General features: G+C 56.5%; 17 protein-coding genes and 2 pseudogenes. 14 read left to right on the top strand and 5 right to left on the bottom strand.

Annotated features, from left to right (window positions below; genetic code table 11):
- The first annotated feature begins 23 nt into the window (after positions 1-23).
- Together SIC19_RS01255 and SIC19_RS01250 are read left to right on the top strand one after the other, a co-directional pair.
- Complete coding sequence (locus SIC19_RS01255; RefSeq protein ID WP_041333076.1) at positions 24-350, top strand: DUF2834 domain-containing protein; 327 nt, start codon at positions 24-26, stop codon at positions 348-350.
- Between the two features lie 80 nt (positions 351-430).
- The gene (locus tag SIC19_RS01250) at positions 431-910 is read left to right on the top strand and encodes a nucleoside deaminase (protein WP_127400991.1); all 480 of its coding nucleotides are present in this window, start codon (positions 431-433) and stop codon (positions 908-910) included.
- A 57-nt stretch (positions 911-967) separates the two neighbouring features.
- On the opposite strand, the pseudogene SIC19_RS01245 reads toward SIC19_RS01250, so the two are convergent.
- Positions 968-1636: pseudogene (locus tag SIC19_RS01245) on the bottom strand (putative bifunctional diguanylate cyclase/phosphodiesterase); the annotation flags it as partial.
- Positions 1637-1887: 251 nt separating this feature from the next.
- Between SIC19_RS01245 and istA the strand changes: the two are divergent.
- Positions 1888-3429 (top strand): IS21 family transposase, encoded by a 1542-nt coding sequence (istA, locus tag SIC19_RS01240; RefSeq protein WP_127401805.1) that lies wholly within the window; start codon positions 1888-1890, stop codon positions 3427-3429.
- Between the two features lie 9 nt (positions 3430-3438).
- The gene (istB, locus tag SIC19_RS01235) at positions 3439-4179 is read left to right on the top strand and encodes an IS21-like element helper ATPase IstB (protein WP_127400812.1); all 741 of its coding nucleotides are present in this window, start codon (positions 3439-3441) and stop codon (positions 4177-4179) included.
- Between the two features lie 94 nt (positions 4180-4273).
- Here istB and SIC19_RS01230 read toward each other — a convergent pair.
- Positions 4274-5139, bottom strand: a pseudogene (locus tag SIC19_RS01230) (MHYT domain-containing protein); the annotation flags it as partial.
- A gap of 203 nt (positions 5140-5342) precedes the next feature.
- Here SIC19_RS01230 and SIC19_RS01225 point away from each other — a divergent pair.
- A complete protein-coding gene (locus SIC19_RS01225; protein WP_085681033.1) occupies positions 5343-6746 on the top strand; it encodes a pectin acetylesterase-family hydrolase in 1404 nt (467 codons plus the stop codon).
- A gap of 61 nt (positions 6747-6807) precedes the next feature.
- Here the strand turns inward: SIC19_RS01225 and SIC19_RS01220 are convergent, their stop codons facing one another.
- Positions 6808-7479: a hypothetical protein gene (locus tag SIC19_RS01220; RefSeq protein ID WP_127400993.1), complete on the bottom strand. Its 672-nt coding sequence runs from the start codon at positions 7477-7479 to the stop codon at positions 6808-6810.
- A 271-nt stretch (positions 7480-7750) separates the two neighbouring features.
- Between SIC19_RS01220 and SIC19_RS01215 the strand changes: the two genes are divergently transcribed.
- The 6 genes from SIC19_RS01215 to SIC19_RS01190 all read left to right on the top strand — a co-directional run bounded on the left by SIC19_RS01215 (position 7751) and on the right by SIC19_RS01190 (position 14284).
- Positions 7751-8347, top strand: a complete 597-nt coding sequence (locus SIC19_RS01215) for a hypothetical protein (protein ID WP_127400994.1) — start codon at positions 7751-7753, stop codon at positions 8345-8347.
- Between the two features lie 120 nt (positions 8348-8467).
- Positions 8468-9247 carry a hypothetical protein gene (locus SIC19_RS01210; protein WP_127400996.1) on the top strand — a complete coding sequence of 260 codons (780 nt, stop codon included), beginning with the start codon at positions 8468-8470 and terminating at the stop codon, positions 9245-9247.
- A gap of 162 nt (positions 9248-9409) precedes the next feature.
- Positions 9410-9745, top strand: a complete 336-nt coding sequence (locus tag SIC19_RS01205; RefSeq protein ID WP_085681025.1) for a hypothetical protein — start codon at positions 9410-9412, stop codon at positions 9743-9745.
- A 74-nt stretch (positions 9746-9819) separates the two neighbouring features.
- Positions 9820-11781 (top strand): aconitate hydratase, encoded by a 1962-nt coding sequence (locus tag SIC19_RS01200; RefSeq protein ID WP_127400998.1) that lies wholly within the window; start codon positions 9820-9822, stop codon positions 11779-11781.
- Between the two features lie 41 nt (positions 11782-11822).
- On the top strand, positions 11823-12701 hold the full coding sequence (gene yghU / locus SIC19_RS01195) for a glutathione-dependent disulfide-bond oxidoreductase (RefSeq protein WP_036206857.1): 879 nt from the start codon (positions 11823-11825) through the stop codon (positions 12699-12701).
- Positions 12701-14284: a PQQ-dependent sugar dehydrogenase gene (locus SIC19_RS01190; protein ID WP_127400999.1), complete on the top strand. Its 1584-nt coding sequence runs from the start codon at positions 12701-12703 to the stop codon at positions 14282-14284. The genes yghU and SIC19_RS01190 overlap by 1 nt, the downstream gene beginning before the upstream one ends.
- A gap of 31 nt (positions 14285-14315) precedes the next feature.
- Here SIC19_RS01190 and SIC19_RS01185 read toward each other — a convergent pair whose 3' ends face one another.
- Complete coding sequence (locus tag SIC19_RS01185) at positions 14316-14564, bottom strand: thiamine-binding protein (protein WP_036206861.1); 249 nt, start codon at positions 14562-14564, stop codon at positions 14316-14318.
- A gap of 25 nt (positions 14565-14589) precedes the next feature.
- A complete protein-coding gene (ggt, locus tag SIC19_RS01180; protein WP_185906483.1) occupies positions 14590-16287 on the bottom strand; it encodes a gamma-glutamyltransferase in 1698 nt (565 codons plus the stop codon).
- A gap of 174 nt (positions 16288-16461) precedes the next feature.
- Here ggt and purU point away from each other — a divergent pair, with 174 nt between their 5' ends.
- The 3 genes from purU to serC all read left to right on the top strand — a co-directional run bounded on the left by purU (position 16462) and on the right by serC (position 21089).
- Positions 16462-17316, top strand: coding sequence for a formyltetrahydrofolate deformylase (gene purU / locus SIC19_RS01175; protein ID WP_075196917.1), 855 nt, complete (start codon positions 16462-16464; stop codon positions 17314-17316).
- Positions 17317-17443: 127 nt separating this feature from the next.
- The gene (gyrA, locus tag SIC19_RS01170) at positions 17444-20023 is read left to right on the top strand and encodes a DNA gyrase subunit A (RefSeq protein ID WP_036208563.1); all 2580 of its coding nucleotides are present in this window, start codon (positions 17444-17446) and stop codon (positions 20021-20023) included.
- Positions 20007-21089 carry a 3-phosphoserine/phosphohydroxythreonine transaminase gene (serC, locus tag SIC19_RS01165; RefSeq protein ID WP_127401003.1) on the top strand — a complete coding sequence of 361 codons (1083 nt, stop codon included), beginning with the start codon at positions 20007-20009 and terminating at the stop codon, positions 21087-21089. The genes gyrA and serC overlap by 17 nt, the downstream gene beginning before the upstream one ends.

Raw genomic sequence — 21089 nt, 5'->3', positions numbered from 1 at the left:
TTAAACTTCAATCAAGGAAGATCATGAGAGTATCGACTTTACCCCTAATCATTCTCTGTCTGTTCATGGGTTTTACCTTTTGGGTAATGGCCGGAGCAGAGCAGTCGCTTTTAGCTTTTGGCGTTCAGCTCATGTCCAGCCCGGACACAGCCCAGGTTGTTATTGATCTCTACATTCTCGCTGCTTTGGCCTGTGTCTGGATGTACCGGGATGGCAAAAGTCGCGGAAAAGGGTTGGGCTATCTCATCCCGTTTTTTGTTCTTACAGCAGTATTTGTGTCTGCCGGCCCGCTGCTATATTTGGTGTTGCGCGGTGGGCGTGAGCCTGAAGCCGAAGCCAGCAAAATATAATCAACCGCATCAGTACGCGGCCGATGGACGGCACCCGCATTTCTGCGTCGATATTGGCCACAGGATTCGAGGAGCACGTCATGGTGAACGATGGAGAGATACAGCACCTGCGTCGGTGCATAGAACTTGCAACTGAGGCTCTAGAGCTGGGTGACGAGCCATTCGGCTCTGTGCTTGTAGCAGCGGACGGGCAGGTACTTTTTGAAGATCACAACCACGTTGCCTCAGGTGATCGAACCCGCCATCCGGAGTTTGAGATTGCGCGGTGGGCTGCGGCGAATATGACCCCGGAGGCCAGAGCAGAAGCAACGGTCTATACGTCTGGTGAGCATTGTCCGATGTGTGCCGCCGCCCATGGCTGGGTGGGGCTGGGACGTATCGTGTACGTGAGCTCCTCCGAGCAATTGGCGGTATGGCTTACCGATCTTGGAGTTCCAGCACCTCCCGTACGAGCGTTACCAATCCGAGAAGTCGTTCCAAACGTGGCAGTTGAAGGTCCGGTTCCCGGTCTTGCCGAACAGGTGCGTGATCTGCACCGTCGTTTTCATAGTTCAACATAGTTGGCAGCAGCATTCTTCTGTCAGCGATGCCAACAGTCGTCACGCAGCTTCGCTCACCTAAGTAACCAGAGCCGATTCCGAACGTTTGGTCATGTGAGCAATCTTCTCGAGCAACGCTTCGGGCGGGGCAGGCCTCGCCAACAGATACCCTTGCAGGGTATTGCAGCCAAGCTGGGTCAGCAGTGCCTGTTGTTCGGCTGTTTCAACACCTTCTGCGACAATCCTCATATCCAGCGTTTTGCCCAGAGCGATGATCGCCTGGATGATTGCTTCATCATCGTTATCCTGGGCCAGTTCGGTAATAAAGCCGCGGTCTATTTTCAGTTCGTTGGCTGGCAAACGTTTGAGGTAGAGCAGGCTTGAGTAGCCGGTGCCAAAGTCATCGATGGAAATGGACACGCCGAGATCCGATAGTTTGTTCAATACGGTGAGGCTTGTCTCTGCGTTGCACATGGCCGTTGTTTCGGTGATTTCAAGCACCAGGTGTGAGGGATCCAGGGAGTGCTTTCTCAATGCCTCGCGAACCACGTCAACCAGGCTATGATGCTCCAGCTGAACCGCTGAAAGGTTTACCGCTACACTCCACTACTGATGCCCCTGATCGTACCAGACCTTCATTTGCCGGCAGGCTTCCTCGATGACCCAGTTGCCAATGGGCACGATCAGCCCGGAGCTCTCTGCCAGCGGGAGAAAACGATCGGGTGACAGGAATCCGTGATCGGGGCTTTGCCATTGCATATTCCGGCCCATCATGAACGCCCATTCCGGACGAACGTGAACACCTATTCTGGTTCAACGTGAACAGTCATTCTGGTCGAAGATGAACACTTTTCAAGAATTTCCGGAATCGGTGTTCACCATGCCGGAATTGGCGTTCACGTTCCCGGAATCGGTGTTCACGTTCCACCAGAATCCTTCTTAACGCATTGTTTATTCAACCGCTTGCTACTCTGGTTCTTTTTTTGGGAATCAGGGTCATGGCAGCAAAGAGAAATCCAATGCGCAAAATCAGAGAAGTGCTTCGTCTGAGGCTGGAAGCCGGGCTTTCGATCCGGCAGATCAGCGCCAGTACCAAAACCAGTGTCGGGGCTATCCAGAAGCTCCTGACCCGAGCCCAGGCTTTAGAAATCACCTGGCCCTTACCCGAGAATCTGGACGATGGCCGCCTGGCGGCCATGCTCTATCCCGGTGCTGACCCCACCAGCTCCAGCCGTTACCAGGTACCGGACTGGTTGACCGTCCATCAGAACCTCAAACAGAAGGGCGTTACCAAGCAGTTGCTGTGGGAGGAATACACCGCCCAATACCCCAACCGGTGTTACAGCTATTCTCAATACTGTGACCGCTTCCGGCACTGGCAAAAGCAGCAAAGGCGCTCCATGCGCCAGATCCACAAGGCCGGTGAAAAGTGCTTTATTGACTACTGTGGCCCCACCGTTCCGATCATTAACCCGCAAACCGGCGAAATCCGCACGGCCCAGGTGTTTGTCGCCGTGCTGGGGGCGTCCAATTACACCTACGCGGAGGCGACCTGGAGCCAGGTATTGCAGGACTGGCTGATGAGCCACGTGCGCACCTTTGAATTTTTTGGCGGCGTTCCGGAGATGATCATTCCCGATAATCTCCGGAGCGGTGTCAACAAGGCCTGTCGGTACGATCCGGACCTGAACCCCAGCTACCAGCAACTGGCCGCGCACTATCAGGTCGCGGTACTGCCTGCGCGGCCCTACAAGCCCAAGGATAAAGCCAAGGCGGAGGTGGGCGTACAGATCGTTGAACGCTGGATCCTGGCGCGATTGCGCCACCACACTTTCTTCACTCTGGCCGACCTGAACCAGTGTATCCGGGCCTTGTTGGACGACCTGAACAGCCGCCCCTTCCGAGCGCTGCCGGGCAACCGGCAGGAAGCCTTCAAGACACTCGATCAGCCCGCCCTGAAAGCGTTACCCAAACACCCCTATGAGTACGTCGAGATCCGGCGTTGCCGGGTCAACATCGACTACCACATTGAGTTCCAGCGCCATTATTACTCGGTGCCGCACCAGTATGTCGGCGAGCAGGTAGACCTCCATGCCGGTGAGCGACTGGTGCAGATCTACTTCCGGCAGCAACTGATCACCAGTCACCCACGCAGCCATCAGTACGGCATCACCACCGAGCCAGGGCACATGCCCACCCGCCATCAAAAACAACAGCAGTGGACGCCCGGACGCCTCAAGAGCTGGGCCCGGGATATCGGACCGGACACCCTGGTCTGGGTCAGTGGCCGGATGGATGAGCGGGAACATCCGGAGCAGGCCTATCGGGTCTGTCTCGGGTTACTCAACCTGAGCAAGGCGTACCCCGCCGAGCGCCTGAATGCCAGTTGCCGCATTGCCAACCGCGAAGGCCTGGACCGGCTGAAACACATCAAGGCCATCCTCCGGAGCAACCGGGACAAGCTGCCGGAACAGCTGCCCTTACACACCGAACTGCCCCAGCATCACGAGAACATCCGTGGCCCAAAGAGCTTCCACTAGGACCCCCGTATGAACACCTTACAAACCCTGACACGACTGAGAGACCTGAAGCTCGGCGGCATGGCTGCCGCCCTGGAGCATCAACAAAATCAGCCGGGGACTTATGACGAGCTATCGTTCACCGAACGCCTGGAACTGTTACTTGATCGGGAGTTCCAAAGCCGGGACCACCGGAAGCAGGATCGTCTGGTGCGCCAGGCTCGCTTCAAGCTCCGGGCGTCCGTTCAGGACATCGACTACCAGCACCCGCGCAACCTCAAAAAGGCCCAGGTAGCTCAACTGGCCCAGGCCGACTGGCTCGAACGGGGCCAGAACCTGTTGATCACCGGCCCTTGCGGCAGCGGCAAGACCTACCTCGGTTGCGCCGTGGGGCACCAGGCCTGCCTGAACGGCCTCAGCACCCGGTATTACCGGATCTCCCGATTACTGCTGGAACTGACCCAGGCCAAAGCCGATGGCACCTACCAGAAAGCTCTCAGCCAGTTGGCCAAAGTAAAGCTGCTGATCCTGGACGACTGGGGGCTGGAAGCTCTGAAACCGGCACAGCGAAACGACCTGATGGAAATCATGGATGACCGTCACGGCACTCACTCAACCATGATCATCAGCCAGTTGCCTACCGATCAATGGTACGCCGCTATCGGTGACAACACCCTGGCTGACGCCATCCTGGACAGACTCATGCACAACGCCCACCGCTGGGCTCTGAAAGGAGAATCAATGAGAAAAAGACTTCAGGAAATTGACTGAACGTGAACACCCGGAGTACAAACTCCGGTGGGTGATGCGTTAAGAAAAAGGGTGTTCACGTTCAGCCAGAATGGGCGTTCACGTTCGCCGGAATATGCAGCCATCGCAGTAGGGCTTCGAGGCCAGTCATGGGGCCGTCAGGTGCAACAAACTTGGGCTGATAATGCAGTACCAGCTCGTTGCGGCTGACGGCCTGCCGCAGATTTTGCTGCATTTGCATCTGCAGGTGCACATTGGCGTTCATGCCGTGTTCGAAAAAGCAGTAGCCGTTGCGGCCCTGTTTCTTGGCGTCATCGAGTGAGTTGGACAGTTGGCTGGTGCGTACATCAAGCATTGACACAATTAGAGCAATGGCGAACACCGCAAGGCTGACAATGATGACCAGCACAGCCAGCCACTTTGTATCGATCCCGCTGTTGGCCGCGCCGCAAAAGCTGTCGATCGGGAATTTGGAGGCCGCCATTCCGGTATAGTGCATGCCGATAATGGCGCACCCCATAACCAGGGACGCGCCAATGCGGCCGAAGGTGGCGCGCTTGCTTTCTCTCGCAGTCGAAACGCCAGCCAAAGGGCGGCAGTGGCCGCGACAATGGCGATAACAATGGATAGCCCAACCAGCCAGGGTACATAGAAAATGTACGGATGCATGAGCAATGCTTCCATACCGATGTAGTGCATGCTGGCTACACCCAGGCCCATCAGTAAACCACCCGATAGCAGCCGCCCCCAGGGCAGCGTGTCCTGACACACCAGATAAAGGGCGAACGCAGAACACGCTATGGCGATGACTAATGACAGCAGGGTGAGGGGGACGTCGTAGCCTAGTTCGATGGGAAGGCTAAAGGCGAGCATGCCGATAAAGTGCATGGACCAGATGCCAAAGCCCATGGCGATGGAACTGCCAATCAGCCATAGAACCGCAGAGCGGCCCGATGCGCTGGAGACACGGCTGGCCATGTTCCAATATTAAGTAGGCAGTAGATGAGGTAGTTCTCTCCAATTCAGTCATTTCCTTTACATTTTTCAATAACGCTATTACCTATCATTTTTTAGGACCAATTGTTCTAGGGGTATTCATTGAAATGACAGAGTGTCACGTCTAGTTTCGATTCAGGGGTGAGCTCAATGATTGACTACGCCCCAATAACAACAATCAAGGAGGGATGCCTGTGAAAACGAGCATCAAGAACCAACTGCTAGTTGTTCTTATTCTACTGGGCGTAACAGGCCCGGCGATGGCTGAGCTGGGTGACTATGGTTTCTGGCGAACACTCGGGAATCTGGTTAACCCACCGGCAGCGGATAACCCGGTTACTGCAGCTCAGCGTCAGGGTGACTACCCCTTACTTGCCAACCCGCCGGGGTTCAACGATGGTTTTTCGCCAGGCAACTATTACGCCTGGCAAACCATTCCCCTGGCACCCGAAACCGGCGCTGTCTGTGGTAACGGCTCTGAGTACAAGTTCTTTGTGAACCGCGTGCCGAACACCAGTAATACGATTATCTACCTGGAAGGGGGCGGCGCTTGCTGGGATTACGAGAGCTGCTCTGGCCAGACGGGCATTCGGGGAGCCCGCAACCCGGACGGTATTCCCGATGACTACATGAACCTGACAAACCCCAGTGCCAGCTTGGTCAGTCCGTTTGTGGTGCGCCTGAATCCACTGACATCGGTCAAGACCCAGAACTGGAACATGGTTTATATCCCGTACTGCACGGGAGACGTCTACTCCGGTGACAAGGTGGCCGTGTACGAAGATCCGGAAGGGGAAGCGGAGCCTTTGATCTGGCATCACAATGGCCTTCGCAACACCCGCGCCGCGATTTCGTGGGTGAAGGATAATCTGCAGCGGCCGAAGCAATTGCTGACGACCGGATGCAGTGCCGGCGGCCTGGGCAGTTTGACCAATTATCACCCGACTCGCCGAGATATGGAGCCCAACCGGGGGTACATGATCAACGACTCTGGACCTGCCTTCAGTGCGCCTTCCGGAGCGGATCCAGAAGCTTATCCTTCGGTGTTGTTGCAGTCGTTTATCCGTGATGCCTGGGGGTTGGATCAGCCCAATGGTCCGCTGGAATACCTCAGTGACGGGCTTCCACTGATGAACCTGAACGATCTCGGCTCACTGTATACGGCCCTTTCTGCGGAGCTACCGAATGATCGGATGGGGCATACGCATTTCTGGCAGGATCTGAATTACTCCTCCTATTCTTACGAGCGTTTCTATCCGGAAATCGAGAATGCGCCGGATCAGGCTACCAAAGAGGCGTTGATCCACGAACGCTGGTATACGGATACAGAGCGCCTGAAGGGTACCCTGTCCAACCTGAATAATTTTGGGTATTACCTGCCATGGTTCCGCGATGTGAACGAGAGCCACTGCACCACAATTATTGAGTTTGCCAACTCAGACATTCAGGAAGCCGGGCTGGAGCTGGATGACTTTGTGGCCAACGTGTTGAACGGAAGCGGTGCTGTGATGCAGGCCTCTGAAACCGATCAGCAGGCTGACTACAACAAGCCGTTCAATCCGCTCTATTGGGCACTTGATCAGCTTCTGTAGAACATTGGGTATCAGGTTCTCCGGAATCGGGGAACCCGCCGATAGTAGGGATGGCGATGCGTTATTGAGGCGCATCGCCATTATTGTTGGCGGCCACACGGGCTTCCAGCAATCGCTGGCGTAAGTACTCGTTGCGGGTCATTCCTGCAGGCACTTTGTCCATTGCCATTACCTCTTTCACGATCTGTTTTTCCTGCTGCTTATAGGCTTCAAACTCCGGCCTGGGTTTGGCCAGCCATTCTTCTTTGCGTGCCTGCGCAGCGGCATTCTGCCGGTCAATCAGGCCTTGCAACGCCCGTTTCTGCGCGGCTTCGTCTTCGATGGTGAGTTTTGTCATGGCAATGCGAACCATCAGGCTCTCTGCTGCGCTGACCTGTCCCAGGCGTTCGTACTCAGCCAGGCGCTGTTCCAGTATTGCTGCCTCCGCAGCGCGCTCTTCCGAAGACAGGCTCTTGGCGTTCGCAAAGAAGGTGTGCAGTTCTTCCTCAAAGTCGAGCCGGTTGGCCAGTTCCAGCGTTTGCGGGTTGTCCAGCAAAGCCTGTTGTTCGGCTGTAAGCCCTCTGTTCTGGCTTTGGCTGGTCGATTGCGGCTCTTGAGTCAGTGCCTGGGTAGCTTGCGGGTTGCTGATCGATTTTTCGGTGTCAACAGAGGAGTCAGTCTGGCTCAGCCAAAAAGAAATACTGGCCGTTACAGCGAGGACACCAATGGAAGACACGAGAACAATTTGTTTCATGGCTGTTCCCCTTGTTTATTATGGCCCCGATTTCCGTTCGGGTTTGGCCTGGCCCAAGAAACGTGACAGGCAATCACACCATACTAGCTCTAATTGAGCGGCCATAAATCTATCGTGTCGCAAGTATTTCATTGATTTATTAATTTTCTGACATAAGCTTCAGCTGTTTGTCTATTTATTGGATAGGTCTTCGTTGCGAGGCGGACGCCTGAGTTTGGAATGCGACTAATTACGCACAATTGGCTGCGTATCATCAAATAGGGATTATGGAATGCGAAAGTCCTTCGTTTTGGCGTCTACACTTGCAGTATCGTTACCTGTCTTGAGTCACGCGGATGAGGTCGTTCAGGATGATCTGATCGTGAAGGGGTCTTTGTGTGCCGGCGAACACTGTGTGGTTGATGCTGAATTTGGTTTCGACACACTCCGACTGCATTCACCAACACCGCAGATCCTGTTGCGGGATACTAGCGTCTCTGCAAGTTTCCCGACCGAGGACTGGTTGCTGGGCATCACGGATGGTGGATCGGCATTGCCGTCGACCTTCTTTATCAGGAATTTAACCAGCCAGCTTGATTCTGTGGTGATCTCTGCGGAAGGCGACGTAGCCTTGGGCGCCGGCGCGGAAGTGGTGGCGGATGCGATCTCGGTCGGCGATTTGGGCTCCGAGCGTCGGGTAACGTTCGTGGCGGACGCTGTCGACGATAGCGATGCGATAACACTCGCGCAGTTCAACACATTCAAAACGACGGCGACGGCCTCGGTGTCTGATGAAGTGGATGCCCTGGATGTTCGTCTGGCTGGCCTGGAATCCCGCCTGACTGACCTGGTTGATCGGCTTGAGGCTGTTGCGGCCCAGATTGACTAACAACACTTGCTCAGCTGGGAACCATCAATCATGAAATTGTTTAAATGCAGTCTTTTTGTAGTGTGTGCCGCTGCGGCTTCATCGTCTAATGCTGATCAGATTAGGGCGGATGAAACGGTCGTGCAGGGGAATCTGTGCATCGGCACGGATTGTATTGTTAGCGACGAGGACTTTTCCAATGGCGCTCTGGTACTCAAGGAAAACAACCTCCGTATACGCTGGCACGATTCAACAGCAACGGCTGGCGGGCCGGTTAGGCAAGCTTTCGACGGCACCTATGTAGACGGTGAAGTTGGCGAATCCTGGCGTTTGGACGCAAATCAGTCTTCGAATGGGAGCGATAACGGGCTTTACATCAGTCAGATGAGCGTTGTGGATTACCCGGTTTACAGCGATGGGAGTGCACCTGACTATGACTGCTCTGATCCTTTTGCTGACCCGAAGCCTGTTATCGGAACCATTCCAGAAGGTGATCCTGCCGAAGACCCATCACAGTGCTTGCCGTATCGTGAGTTTTTACAGCTAAACGTACTGGCCATGAATGGTAACTTGAACGGCGGAGTTTCTCTGGGTATAGGGGCGGAAATTGCGGATGGTGAAGTGCGCTTGGGTAACGCCGAGCTCAAGCGTCGACTGGCTCATGTGGCCAGAGCGATTTCGAATAGCGATGTGTTAATCAAAGAGCAGCTGGATCAGGGACTGTTCCAGGCGCAACAGATTCGGTTGAATGAAATCGAAGCATTGATGACCATGGCTGAAAATGAGTTGGAGTTTCTGGAACAAGAGGTGGCGCCAAGCGGTAGCAGTGGCGGTAGCGGTGGCGGTGGCGCAGCCAGTTGGCTGTTGTTACTGCTTCCATTGGCCACATTGAAATTCCGCAATCGCAAGACACTTGCCTGATCTACTGGTTAGCCTTGTTGATTGGAGTTAACCTTTCCAGTGAACAAGGCTGCACCGATTTCTGACATGTCCCATCTGGGCTGCTGTTTACGCCCAGTCCGTCCGGGACGACCACGCAATTCACGCACCAACAGCGCTTGGTGTTTTCGGGAGTAAAACCTCATGAAGCCAACCCTGTGCACTTCTGTCTTTCTGGTGGCGCTCAGCTTTAACAGCTGGGCCTGGGCCCAAGAGGTTGATTACGATAAACGCAACCTGCACATCTTTTGCGCCTCACATCTGAAGTTACTCAGCGGCACGATTGATGATGGCGGTGATGAATATAAGGCATTGATGTTTATGTCCGGTGTTCACCGGGACGAGGCAACCGGGATGGGGGCCACCGAAAAGCACTTCAGCGACGTGAACACCTATCTGAAAAAAGTACGCAACACCAGCAAACCGAAGTGGAGCAGCCTGACGTCCCGAAGCAAGGAGCTGTGTTTTCCCCAGTCCTGACGACAGGGTTGGCCAGCGGGATCTATAGTTAACGGTATGAAGGTCTGAAATCTGGCTCGCATGGAGGTCATCCGATGACGAAACAGACGAAGAATCAACCGCGCAATGTTGCCACGAAGCTGATCGAGTCACACCTGGTGTCGGGAACGATGAAGGCCGGCGAGGAAATCGGGTTGAAGATCGATCAAACGCTGACCCAGGACGCAACCGGTACACTGGTTATGCTCGAGCTGGAGGCCATGGGGCTTGGCCAGGTCAAAACCGAGTTGTCCGCGCAGTACGTTGACCACAACCTGCTGCAGACTGACAACCGCAACCCCGATGATCACCTGTTCCTGCGCAGTGCCTGCGAGAGGTTCGGCCTGTGGTTCAGCCCGGCCGGGTCCGGCGTCAGCCATCCAGTGCACATGGAACGCTTTGGAAAACCTGGTAAGACCCTTCTTGGCTCCGACAGCCATACCTGCGCTGCCGGTTCCCTGGGAATGCTGGCAATGGGGGCTGGCGGTCTGGCTGTGGCCATGGCCATGTGTGGAGAGCCGTTCTATCTCAACATGCCAAAGGTCATGGGCGTGAAGCTGACCGGGAAACTGCCGGATTGGGTGAGTGCCAAGGATGTCATCCTGGAAATGCTTCGCCGCCACGGAGTGAAGGGCGGTGCCGGGAACATCATCGAGTACTATGGGCCGGGCCTGAAAGGGCTGTCCGCGATGGACCGCCATGTGATCGCGAACATGGGGCAGGAGATGGGACACACCGCTACGGTGTTCCCGGCGGATGATGCGGTGCGGGATTTTCTCAAGCAGCAACAGCGGGAAGGTGACTTCCAGAGGCTGGAAGCCGACCGCGGCGCCACCTACGATCTGCATGACGAGATCGATCTGGGCAAGCTGGAGCCGTTGATTGCACTTCCCAGCAGTCCAGGGAAGGTGTTCCCGGTGCGGGAAGTGGCTGGCGAGCCCATCTACCAAGCCTACATTGGGTCCTCCGCGAATCCTGGCCTGAGGGATTTCGCAGTTCCTGCGATGATGGTGAAGGGCCGTCAGGTTTGCGAAGGAGTATCTTTCGATATCAACCCCACGTCGCGTCAGGTTCTGGAAAACCTGGTAGAACTGGGCCATCTTACCGATCTGCTCAGCGCTGGGGCGCGCCTGCATCAGACCGGCTGCAATGGCTGCATTGGCATGGGGCAGGCACCGGCAACGGATCAGATCAGCCTGCGCACCGTTCCACGGAACTTTGCGGGTCGGTCGGGTACTGATGAAGACAAAGTCTGTCTCTGCAGCCCCGAAACAGCCACGGCGTCTGCGTTGACCGGCGTGATTACAGACCCTCGTGATCTCGATATGAACTATCCTGTGTTCGACGAGCACAGCACCTTTTATGTGGATGATCGCAATATCCGCCCGCCGGCGAAGCACCCGGAATTAACGGTGGTTGAGAAGGGGCCGAACATCAGCACCCTGCCGACGTTTGAGGCACTGCCTGACTCGTTGAAGGCGCCGGTTCTGCTCAAGGTTGGTGACGATGTTTCCACCGACGACATCCTGCCTGCCGGCTCCCGGATACTGCCGTTTCGCAGTAACATTCCGGCCATCAGCGAGTTTACTTATACCCGGCTGGACCCAACCTATCCGGAACGGGCAAAAGAGTATCAGGACACCGGGTCTCTGATCGTTGGCGGTGACAATTACGGCCAGGGGTCAAGCCGTGAACATGCGGCGCTGGCGCCCCGTTATCTGGGCGTGCGGGCAGTGATTGCCAAGAGTTATTCGCGCATACACTGGCAGAATCTGTCCAGTTTTGGTGTGTTGCCTTTGAGCTTTGTCACTCCGGAGAACTTCGATAGCATCGAGCAGGGCGATGAGTTATCGATTGAGGGGCTGGTTGAAACATTAAAAGCCGGGGACAGGATTGTTGCGAAAAATACCCGGAACGGCGAACGTTATGAACTGACGCATGAACTTAGCGAGCGCCAGGTCCGTATGGTTATCGAAGGCGGACTGCTGAACATGATGCGCCAGGAACTGGCCGCGTGAGGCCTTGTTACCAACAGATCCACTAAACTGAGGAAGAATGAATGACCGATGACACCTACACGCCACCGAGAGTCTGGAAATGGGATGCCGAGAGCGGCGGAGCCTTTTCGCAAATCAATCGCCCCATCGCCGGACCCACTCACGAGAAAGAATTGCCGGTAGGGGAGCACCCGTTCCAGGTCTACTCACTGGCAACCCCGAATGGCGTGAAGGCCACAATCATGTTCGAGGAACTGTTGGCCAAGGGCATCAAGGAAGCGGAATACGATGCCTGGCTGATCCGCATCACCGAGGGGGAACAGTTTGGCAGTGGTTTCGTGAACGCGAACCCGAATTCCAAGATACCGGCAATGATGGACCACACCCACACGCCGGCCGTCCGCGTGTTTGAATCCGGCTCCATCCTGCTTTACCTCGCTGAGAAGTTTGGCGAGTTCCTGCCGACGGACATTGTGGCGCGCACGGAAACCATGAACTGGTTGTTCTGGCAAATGGGCAGTGCGCCGTTCCTGGGCGGTGGGTTTGGCCATTTCTACGCCTACGCACCGGAAAAATACGAGTACCCGATCAACCGCTACACCATGGAAGTGAAGCGCCAGTTGGACGTGCTGGATCGGCAACTGGCCGACAATCGCTACATTGCGGGCGACGAATACACCATCGCAGATATGGCGATCTGGCCCTGGTACGGCGCACTGGTGAAAAACAAGGTGTATGAAGCGGCGGAATTCCTGGAAGCGCATACCTACAAGAACGTGGTGCGTTGGGCCGATGAGATCGCAGAACGCCCGGCGGTCAAGCGTGGATTGATGGTAAACCGCACCTGGGGCGAGGAGAGCAGGCAGTTGCATGAACGGCACGACGCCAGTGACTTCGAACTGCGCACTCAGGACAAGCTGGAGCCTTCCGGAGAGAAGTAATGGCAGCATTGGTTGGCTGGAGGAGAGTGGTGCTGGCATTCATCGTCGCGTTGATCGTGGGCTCCGTGCTGGGCAGCCTTGTGCAAACCCAGTTCAATCTCCAGGCGCTGGAAGGCCTGGGGGTTGAAATCAGTATGGCGACCCGTTTGCAAACCACAGTTCAGGATCTTCTGAACTTTGCCCCTTTGTACGCCATCCTCTTCGGGCTCAGTTTCCTGTTCTCTCAGGGTGCTGCGTCTCTTGTGGCCCGGCTGGCTGGTCAATCAGGCCGTTTGTGGCTGTGCCCGCTTGCCTCGGCTGTGGGATTGTGGGCGACCTTGCGGATTGTGGATGCATTGGCGCCCATGCCTACGTTGATCGCTGCCACGCGAGATATGGGTGGACTGTTGGCCATGCTGGTAACGGCTGCTCTCTCTGGTTTGTTGTTTGCCGTTCTGGTTTCCCGGTTGCCCCGTAAAAATGGCAATGCCTCGGCAGTGCCTGTTGCGATGCTTCTGATGGTTGCCGGGGCGGTTCTGCCTGAATCTGATGCCATAGCGGATGAGGCGACAGACTATACGATTGAAACTGTGGCCAGCGGCCTGGAACATCCCTGGTCAATGGCGTTCCTGCCCGATGGGCGAATGCTGGTTACTGAAAGGCCGGGACGTTTGCGAATGCTGACGGCTAACGGCGACCTGATGCCGGAACCGCTGGATGGTGTGCCGGAGGTTTTCGCATCCGGCCAGGCAGGGCTGTTTGATGTGCTTCCCGCCAGGGACTTCGAGGAGAGCCGACAGATTTACCTGAGTTATGCCTGTGGCACCATGGATGCCAATCACACCTGCTTGGCCAGGGGGCAACTGGGAGAGCAGGGCCTGGAGAATGTGAGCGAACTATTCCGGGTACAACCGGCCAAGAAGGGCAGCGCTCATTATGGAGGGCGGATGGTATGGCTGCCGGATGATACGCTGGTGTTAACCCTCGGAGACGGTTTCGACTACCGCGAGCAGGCCCAGCGCCGTCAAAACCACATTGGCAGTATTGTGCGCCTTAACCCGGATGGCAGCGTGCCGGACGACAACCCTTTTGCAGGGCACGACACCTACCAGGGTGAAATCTACAGCTATGGTCATCGCAATGTGCAGGGGCTGGCCTACGACAGCGAACAGGGCCGGCTGATTGCTCATGAACACGGGCCCCGGGGTGGTGATGAGATCAACGTCATTCGCCCGGGCGCCAACTACGGTTGGCCGGTCACCACCCATGGGCTGGACTATACCGGTGCGCGGGTAACCCCGTTCGAGGAGCGTGAGGGCGTTGAGGCGCCGCTGCTGCACTGGACGCCATCCATCGCCCCATCGGGCATGACCGTTTACACCGGCGATCTGTTTCCTCAGTGGCAGGGTGATCTGTTGGTTGGCGGACTGGTGACCCGGCAGGTGCATCGTGTTCGGTTGGCGGACGGCAAGGCAACGGACGTGGAAACCCTGTTCGGTGAGCTGGGCGAACGCATCAGGGCCGTCGTAACGGGCCCTGACGGTTCGGTTTATCTGTTAACGGATAATGCTGACGGACGTGTTTTGAAAGTTACACCAGACTAGAGCGAGTGTCTGGGCCTGGCTCAAAAGCGCCCTAGCGTGGCCGGCGATCACCTTCCATGATCTTGGCCACAAACACCGCTTTACCGTACTCCTCGAACGACCATTTCATGGTGTCTGAGAGCACGCGCATTACCTCGTCGTACTCACCGAACATTTCGGTGCTCATGCGGCCCGGAAAGATCTCCAGCCCTGTTTTTTCAAGCCGCTCGATAACGGCACGAATGGGCGGCTTGTAGTCATCGGTGAGTGGGTAGCAGCTCAGTTGAACGGATAAAAACATAATGCCTCCCGGGGCTGTGTGCCCCTCAATAGCCCATGGCTGAAGATGTGCTGCGGCGCGGGTCTGCACCGCCGTAGAGGGTTCCTTCAGTATCGATCAGTATGCTCTGGATGGCGCCCATGGCACTTTTTGTCACCACCTTGTGCCCCTTTTCCTCCAGCAGCCTCACGGTATCCGGGCTGATGCCCTGTTCAATGCGGATCTCGTCTGGCAACCATTGGTGGTGAATCCTTGGGGCACTCACCGCAGACTGAATGTTCATGCCATGATCAATCACATTCAGCAGCACCTGCAAGGTTGTCGTGATAATTCGGGAGCCGCCGGGGCTTCCCGTAACCAGATAGTTACGACCATCACGCCTGACAATCGTCGGCGACATGGAACTCAGCATACGCTTGCCGGGCTCCACCTTGTTGGCTTCGCCACCGATCAGTCCATAGGCGTTGGGTTCGCCGGGTTTGGCACTGAAGTCGTCCATTTCATTGTTCAACAGGAAACCCGCCCCGCCAACGGTGATGCCGGACCCGTAGCTGAAATTAATGGTGTAAGTATTGGAAACCGCGTTGCCCCAGCGGTCGACAACGGAGAAGTGGGTGGTTTCCGGGCTTTCATAGGCCCCAGGGTTACCGGCACTGATCTCGGTCGACGGCCTGGCTTTGGCCGGATCAATGGTTTTACGCAACGTTTCGGCATAGGCCTTGCTGGTCAGGCCCTTTAGCGGCACCTCCACAAAGTCAGTATCTCCGAGGTATTCCGCGCGGTCAGCGTAGGCGAGCTTCATGGCTTCGGCCATGTGGTGAATGCTGGCGGCGGAATTGTGGCCAAAGTCGCCGAGCGGGTATCCCTCAAGAAGGTTAAGGATCTGCACGATGTGGGTGCCGCCGGAAGAGGGTGGTGACATGGAATAAATGTCGTGGCCGCGGTAGGTGCCATGAACCGGCTGGCGGACCCGGGGCTGGTAGTTCTTCAGGTCCTGAAGTGTGATCAGGCCGTCGTTTCGTTCCATTTCCTCTACGATGAGTTGCGCGGTTTTGCCCTGATAGAAGCCATCGATGCCTTGATCGGCAATGCGCTGAAGGGTGTCGGCAAGCTCCGGTTGCCGAAATCGCTCGCCTGGCTGCCACGGAGAGCCATCCTCTTTATAGAAGGTTGCGAGAGTTGCCGGCCAGCGCTGCAGTCGTTCCCGCGCCTGTTCCAGGCCCTCGGTGAAGCGTGCGGGTACAATAAAGCCTTCCCGCGCGAGCTTGATCGCCGGGGCCAGGGCCTGTTCCAGCGACAGCGTGCCGTGGCGTTCAAGGGCCATCGCCAGGCCGGCGACGGTGCCGGGCACACCGGATGCCTTGTGGGTGAAACGGCTGCGATTCTCGACCACGTTACCATCGTCGTCCTGGAACATGGTTTCGGTGGCAGCGGCCGGTGCTTTCTCCCGATAGTCGATGGCCTCCACCGCTTCACCGTTGCCCGGTGCGTAGAGCATAAACCCGCCGCCACCGATGTTGCCGGAGCGCGGCTGGGTGACCGCCAGGGCGAATCCGGCAGTAACGGCGGCATCCATCGCATTGCCGCCGTTCTTCAGCACGTTCAACGCAACTTCGGTGGCCAGGGTGTGGCTGGTAGCCACCATGCCGTTCCTGGCCTGCACCGGGTGGTGGCGCTCTCCCTCTAGAATGGCCTCTGCAGTTACCGGCTGTAGAGGTAAGAGTAGCGCCAGGGCGATCATCATTCTCGCGGCCAGTGAGCGGCCTGCGACGGCTTTTCGGGCACCTGCCTGTAGGGGGTGTCTATCCATGTTTCTGTGCCTCGTTTCTGGTGCTCAGATAAGCTATCATAGCCGGTCATTTTTAAGGGTGTGAAATTGCGCGCCCGTGATCCCGGATCAGATTAAGGAAAGGCTTCCATGGAGCATACCTATCGTCTTGTGATTTCCTGCCCGGATCGGGTGGGGATTGTTGCCAAGGTCAGTAACTTTCTGTCGACCTATAATGGCTGGATTACAGAGGCGAGCCACCACTCCGACACCCAGACCGGGTGGTTCTTCATGCGGCATGAGATCAAGGCCAGCTCGATCCCTTTCGGCCTGGACCAGTTCCGCACGGCCTTTGAGCCGATTGCCCGCGAGTTCAATATGAACTGGCACATTGCTGATTCGGCCCAGCCCAAGAAAGTGATCCTGATGTGCAGCAAGGAATCCCATTGCGTGGCGGATCTGCTCCATCGCTGGCACAGCCGCGAGATCAATGCCGAAATCGTGGCGGTTATTTCCAATCATGAAGACCTCCGGCGCATGGTGGAGTGGCATGAGATACCCTATCACCATATTCCGGTGAACCAGAACAACCGCGACGAGGCTTTCGGTGAAGTGGATGGCCTGATAGAAGGCTATGAAGCCGATGTGGTTGTTTTGGCCCGGTATATGCAGATCCTGCCCGGTAGTCTGTGCGAGAAGTACCCGGGCAAGGTGATCAACATTCATCACAGCTTCCTGCCGTCGTTTGCGGGTGCCCGCCCATACCACCAGGCCTACAGCCGGGGTGTGAAGCTGATTGGCGCCACCTGCCACTACGTGACCCAGGATCTGGACGAAGGCCCCATCATCGAGCAGGACGTGGTCCGCATCAGCCACAGCGATTCCATTGAAGACATGGTTCGGCTGGGCAAGGATGTGGAGAAAAACGTGCTGTCACGGGGCTTGCGGGCACACATTGAAGACCGTGTGATTACCTACGAAAACAAGACTGTGGTTTTTGACTGACGGCCACCGCCATATCCCCCGCTAAGGGGTTGAATGTGGTAGTATTGGCCGCTTGTTAAAGAATAACTATGGGGCGCTCTGAACGGCCCTGAAACGACTTCCAGCAAATGCAAAGGAACCTTTCTCGATGGGTGAGTTAGCCAAAGAGATCCTGCCGGTAAATATTGAAGACGAGCTCAAACAGTCCTATCTCGATTACGCCATGAGCGTCATCGTGGGGCGGGCACTTCCAGACGTGCGCGACGGCCTCAAGCCGGTGCATCGCCGCGTACTGTTTGCCATGTCCGAACTCAACAACGACTGGAACAAGGCCTACAAGAAATCCGCCCGTGTGGTGGGTGACGTCATCGGTAAGTATCACCCCCATGGTGACTCGGCCGTTTACGACACCATTGTTCGTATGGCCCAGCCGTTTTCCCTGCGCTACCCGCTGGTGGATGGTCAGGGTAACTTTGGTTCCATCGACGGCGACAACGCGGCTGCCATGCGTTACACCGAGATCCGCATGGAGAAGATTGCCCACTCCCTGCTGGCGGATCTGGACAAGGAAACTGTGGATTTCGTGGCCAACTATGATGGCACCGAACAGATTCCGGACGTACTGCCCACTCGGATTCCCAACCTGCTGGTAAACGGTTCCTCAGGCATTGCCGTGGGTATGGCCACCAATATTCCGCCCCATAACCTGACGGAAATTGTGAACGGCTGCCTGGCATTGATTGATAATCCGGATATGACCATCGACGACCTGATGGAGCATATTCCGGGGCCGGACTTTCCCACCCAGGGCATCATTAATGGTCGCGCCGGCATTGTTGAGGCCTACCGCACCGGCCGTGGGCGCATCTACATCCGTGCCCGCCATGAAATCGAGCACGACAAGAAAACCAACCGCGACGCCATCATTATTACCGAGCTGCCGTACCAGCTGAACAAAGCGCGGCTGATCGAGAAAATTGCAGAGCTGGTAAAAGAGAAGCGACTGGAAGGCATCTCCGAGCTGCGGGACGAGTCCAACAAGGAAGGTATCCGGGTAGTGATTGAGCTGCGTCGCGGTGAAAACCCGGACGTGGTCATTAATAACCTCTTTGCCCACACTCAGTTGCAGACGGTTTTCGGCATCAACATGGTCGCCCTGATCAACGGCGAGCCGAAAATCCTCAACCTCAAGGAAATGCTGGACGCATTTGTCCGGCATCGCCGCGAAGTGGTTACCCGTCGTACCATTTACGAACTGCGTAAAGCCCGCGAACGTGGCCATATCCTGGAAGGCCTCACGGTTGCTCTGGCGAACATCGATGAAATCATCGCGCTGATCAAGGCGTCTCCGGCTGCGGCCGAGGCGAAAGAGAAGCTGATGGCTCAGGGCTGGGCACCGGGTGACGTTCTGGCGATGCTTGAGCGGGCGGGCGAAGACGCATGCCGCCCCGATGATCTGCCGGAGATCTTTGGCCTGCGCAACGGCCTTTATCACCTGTCGCCAGAACAGGCTCAGGCGATCCTGGACCTGCGCCTGCACCGCCTGACCGGTCTTGAGACCGAAAAGCTCCAGAATGAGTACAAGGACATTCTCGAGAAGATTGCCGACCTGCTGGAAATTCTGGGCGATCCGGACCGCCTGATGCAGGTTATCCGTGAAGAACTGGAAGCGGTGGTGACCGAGTTTGGCGATACCCGTCTGACCGAAATCACCAGCTCCAAGCGTGACCTGACCATCGCCGATCTGATCGACGAGGAAGATCTGGTGGTCACCATCTCTCACGGTGGTTATGCCAAGACTCAGGCCGTCGAAGATTATCAGGCCCAGCGCCGTGGTGGTCGCGGCAAGGCCGCTACGTCCATGAAAGACGAAGATTTCGTCGAGAAACTGCTGGTAGCGAACTCCCACGACACCATTCTGTGCTTCTCCAACCGGGGCAAGGTGTACTGGTTGCGGGTGTTCGAGATTCCCCGGGCCAGCCGCGCGTCCCGCGGTCGTCCGATGGTCAACATCCTGCCGTTGGAAGAAGGGGAGCGTATTACCACCTTCCTGCCGGTTCGTGACTATCCGGAAGACCAGTACGTGCTGATGGCCACTTCGGCGGGTGTGGTCAAGAAAACGCCGTTGCCGAATTTCTCCCGTCCGCGCAGCAATGGTCTGATTGCTCTGTCGCTTGACGAGGGTGACACCCTGATTGGTACGGCCATCACCAAGGGTGATGCGGAAGTCATGCTGTTCTCCTCGGCGGGCAAGGCCGTTCGCTTCAACGAGGAAGCGGTACGTCCGATGAGCCGTACGGCTCGCGGTGTGCGCGGTATCAGAATGCCGGAAGGACATCATGTTGTGTCACTGATCATTCCGCAGGAAAACGCGGTTCTGCTGACGGCCAGTGAGAACGGCTACGGTAAGCGCACCACCTTCGACGAGTTCCCGACCTACAGCCGGGGCAGCCAGGGCGTTATCGCCATGCAGTGTTCCGAGCGTAACGGCAACCTGGTCACGGCGTTGCAGCTGTTTGAAGGCGACGAAATGATGCTGATCTCGGACAAAGGCACGCTTGTGCGTACCCGCACCGACGAAGTATCGGTTCTGAGCCGGAACACCCAGGGTGTTCGCCTGATCAAACTGAGCCAGGAAGACGAACGCCTCGTGGGTGTTGAGCGTATTGCCGAAACCGATGCCGAAGAGGTCGACGGTGAGGAAGGAAGTGATGAGCAGGGCGTATAATTTTTGTGCAGGCCCGGCAACCTTGCCGGAGCCTGTTTTGCGACAGGCACGGGAAGAGATGCTGGATTGGCGCGGCACCGGCATGTCCGTGATGGAGATGAGCCATCGCAGTGACGAGTTCGTGGAAATCGCCGAAACTGCCGAGAAAGACCTTCGGGAATTGGCCGGCGTTTCAGATGATTACGCCGTACTCTTCATGCAGGGTGGTGCGTCCAGCCAGTTCTCGACCATTCCACTGAACCTGTTGGGCGACAAGACGTCTGCGGACTACGTGAACACGGGTATCTGGTCGAAGAAAGCCATCGCCGAGGCCAGCCGTTATGGTCAGGTTAATGTCGTGGCAAGCAGCGAATCGAGTGGCTTTGCCAGCATTCCCGATCAGGATAGCTGGACTACGAGCACCGATGCGGCTTACCTGCATTACACGCCTAATGAAACCATCGGCGGATTGGAGTTCAACTTCGTGCCGGAGAGCGGTTCCGTGCCGTTGGTGGCGGATATGTCGTCCACCATGCTGTCACGCCCGCTGGACATCTCGAAATTTGGCCTGATCTACGCCGGGGCCCAGAAGAACATCGGTCCATCCGGCCTGGTGGTCGTGATCATTCGCAAGGATCTGTTGGGCAAGGCGCTCAAGATCACGCCGACGATGATGAACTATCAGGTCATTGCGGATAATGACTCCATGTACAACACGCCGGCGACATACTCCTGGTACCTCGCAGGCCTGGTATTCAAATGGCTGAAAGAGCAGGGCGGTGTTACGGCTATGGGTGAGGTCAATCGTCGTAAAGCCAGCAAACTGTATGGTTTTATTGATGAGAACGACTTCTACGCCAACCCGATATCCCCGCGCTTCCGATCCTGGATGAATATACCGTTCACCCTTGCAGATGACGCGCTCAACAGTACTTTCCTGAAAGGTGCGAATGAGAGAGGGTTGCTGAACCTCAAGGGCCATCGCTCCGTGGGTGGCATGCGGGCCAGCGTCTACAACGCCATGCCAGAAGCCGGTGTCGATGCGTTGATTGATTACATGACCGTGTTTGCGAAGGAGCGGGGCTGA

This window comes from Marinobacter sp. MIT930201 (genome assembly GCF_047122665.1).
GTDB classification, from domain to species: domain Bacteria; phylum Pseudomonadota; class Gammaproteobacteria; order Pseudomonadales; family Oleiphilaceae; genus Marinobacter; species Marinobacter salarius.
This window is presented reverse-complemented; position numbering and strand designations above follow the sequence as displayed.

What these genes read in the sequence shown, in the direction of transcription:
- istA (WP_127401805.1), top strand. Translation starts at nt 1,888, where the DNA reads ATGGCAGCAAAGAGAAATCCAATGCGCAAAATCAGAGAAGTGCTTCGT.
- SIC19_RS01250 (WP_127400991.1), top strand. Translation starts at nt 431, where the DNA reads ATGGTGAACGATGGAGAGATACAGCACCTGCGTCGGTGCATAGAACTT.
- yghU (WP_036206857.1), top strand. Translation starts at nt 11,823, where the DNA reads ATGACCGATGACACCTACACGCCACCGAGAGTCTGGAAATGGGATGCC.
- SIC19_RS01200 (WP_127400998.1), top strand. Translation starts at nt 9,820, where the DNA reads ATGACGAAACAGACGAAGAATCAACCGCGCAATGTTGCCACGAAGCTG.
- SIC19_RS01185 (WP_036206861.1), bottom strand. Translation starts at nt 14,564, where the DNA reads ATGTTTTTATCCGTTCAACTGAGCTGCTACCCACTCACCGATGACTAC.
- purU (WP_075196917.1), top strand. Translation starts at nt 16,462, where the DNA reads ATGGAGCATACCTATCGTCTTGTGATTTCCTGCCCGGATCGGGTGGGG.
- SIC19_RS01190 (WP_127400999.1), top strand. Translation starts at nt 12,701, where the DNA reads ATGGCAGCATTGGTTGGCTGGAGGAGAGTGGTGCTGGCATTCATCGTC.
- SIC19_RS01225 (WP_085681033.1), top strand. Translation starts at nt 5,343, where the DNA reads ATGCCTGTGAAAACGAGCATCAAGAACCAACTGCTAGTTGTTCTTATT.
- SIC19_RS01205 (WP_085681025.1), top strand. Translation starts at nt 9,410, where the DNA reads ATGAAGCCAACCCTGTGCACTTCTGTCTTTCTGGTGGCGCTCAGCTTT.
- SIC19_RS01215 (WP_127400994.1), top strand. Translation starts at nt 7,751, where the DNA reads ATGCGAAAGTCCTTCGTTTTGGCGTCTACACTTGCAGTATCGTTACCT.
- gyrA (WP_036208563.1), top strand. Translation starts at nt 17,444, where the DNA reads ATGGGTGAGTTAGCCAAAGAGATCCTGCCGGTAAATATTGAAGACGAG.
- SIC19_RS01255 (WP_041333076.1), top strand. Translation starts at nt 24, where the DNA reads ATGAGAGTATCGACTTTACCCCTAATCATTCTCTGTCTGTTCATGGGT.
- istB (WP_127400812.1), top strand. Translation starts at nt 3,439, where the DNA reads ATGAACACCTTACAAACCCTGACACGACTGAGAGACCTGAAGCTCGGC.
- ggt (WP_185906483.1), bottom strand. Translation starts at nt 16,287, where the DNA reads ATGATGATCGCCCTGGCGCTACTCTTACCTCTACAGCCGGTAACTGCA.
- SIC19_RS01220 (WP_127400993.1), bottom strand. Translation starts at nt 7,479, where the DNA reads ATGAAACAAATTGTTCTCGTGTCTTCCATTGGTGTCCTCGCTGTAACG.
- serC (WP_127401003.1), top strand. Translation starts at nt 20,007, where the DNA reads ATGAGCAGGGCGTATAATTTTTGTGCAGGCCCGGCAACCTTGCCGGAG.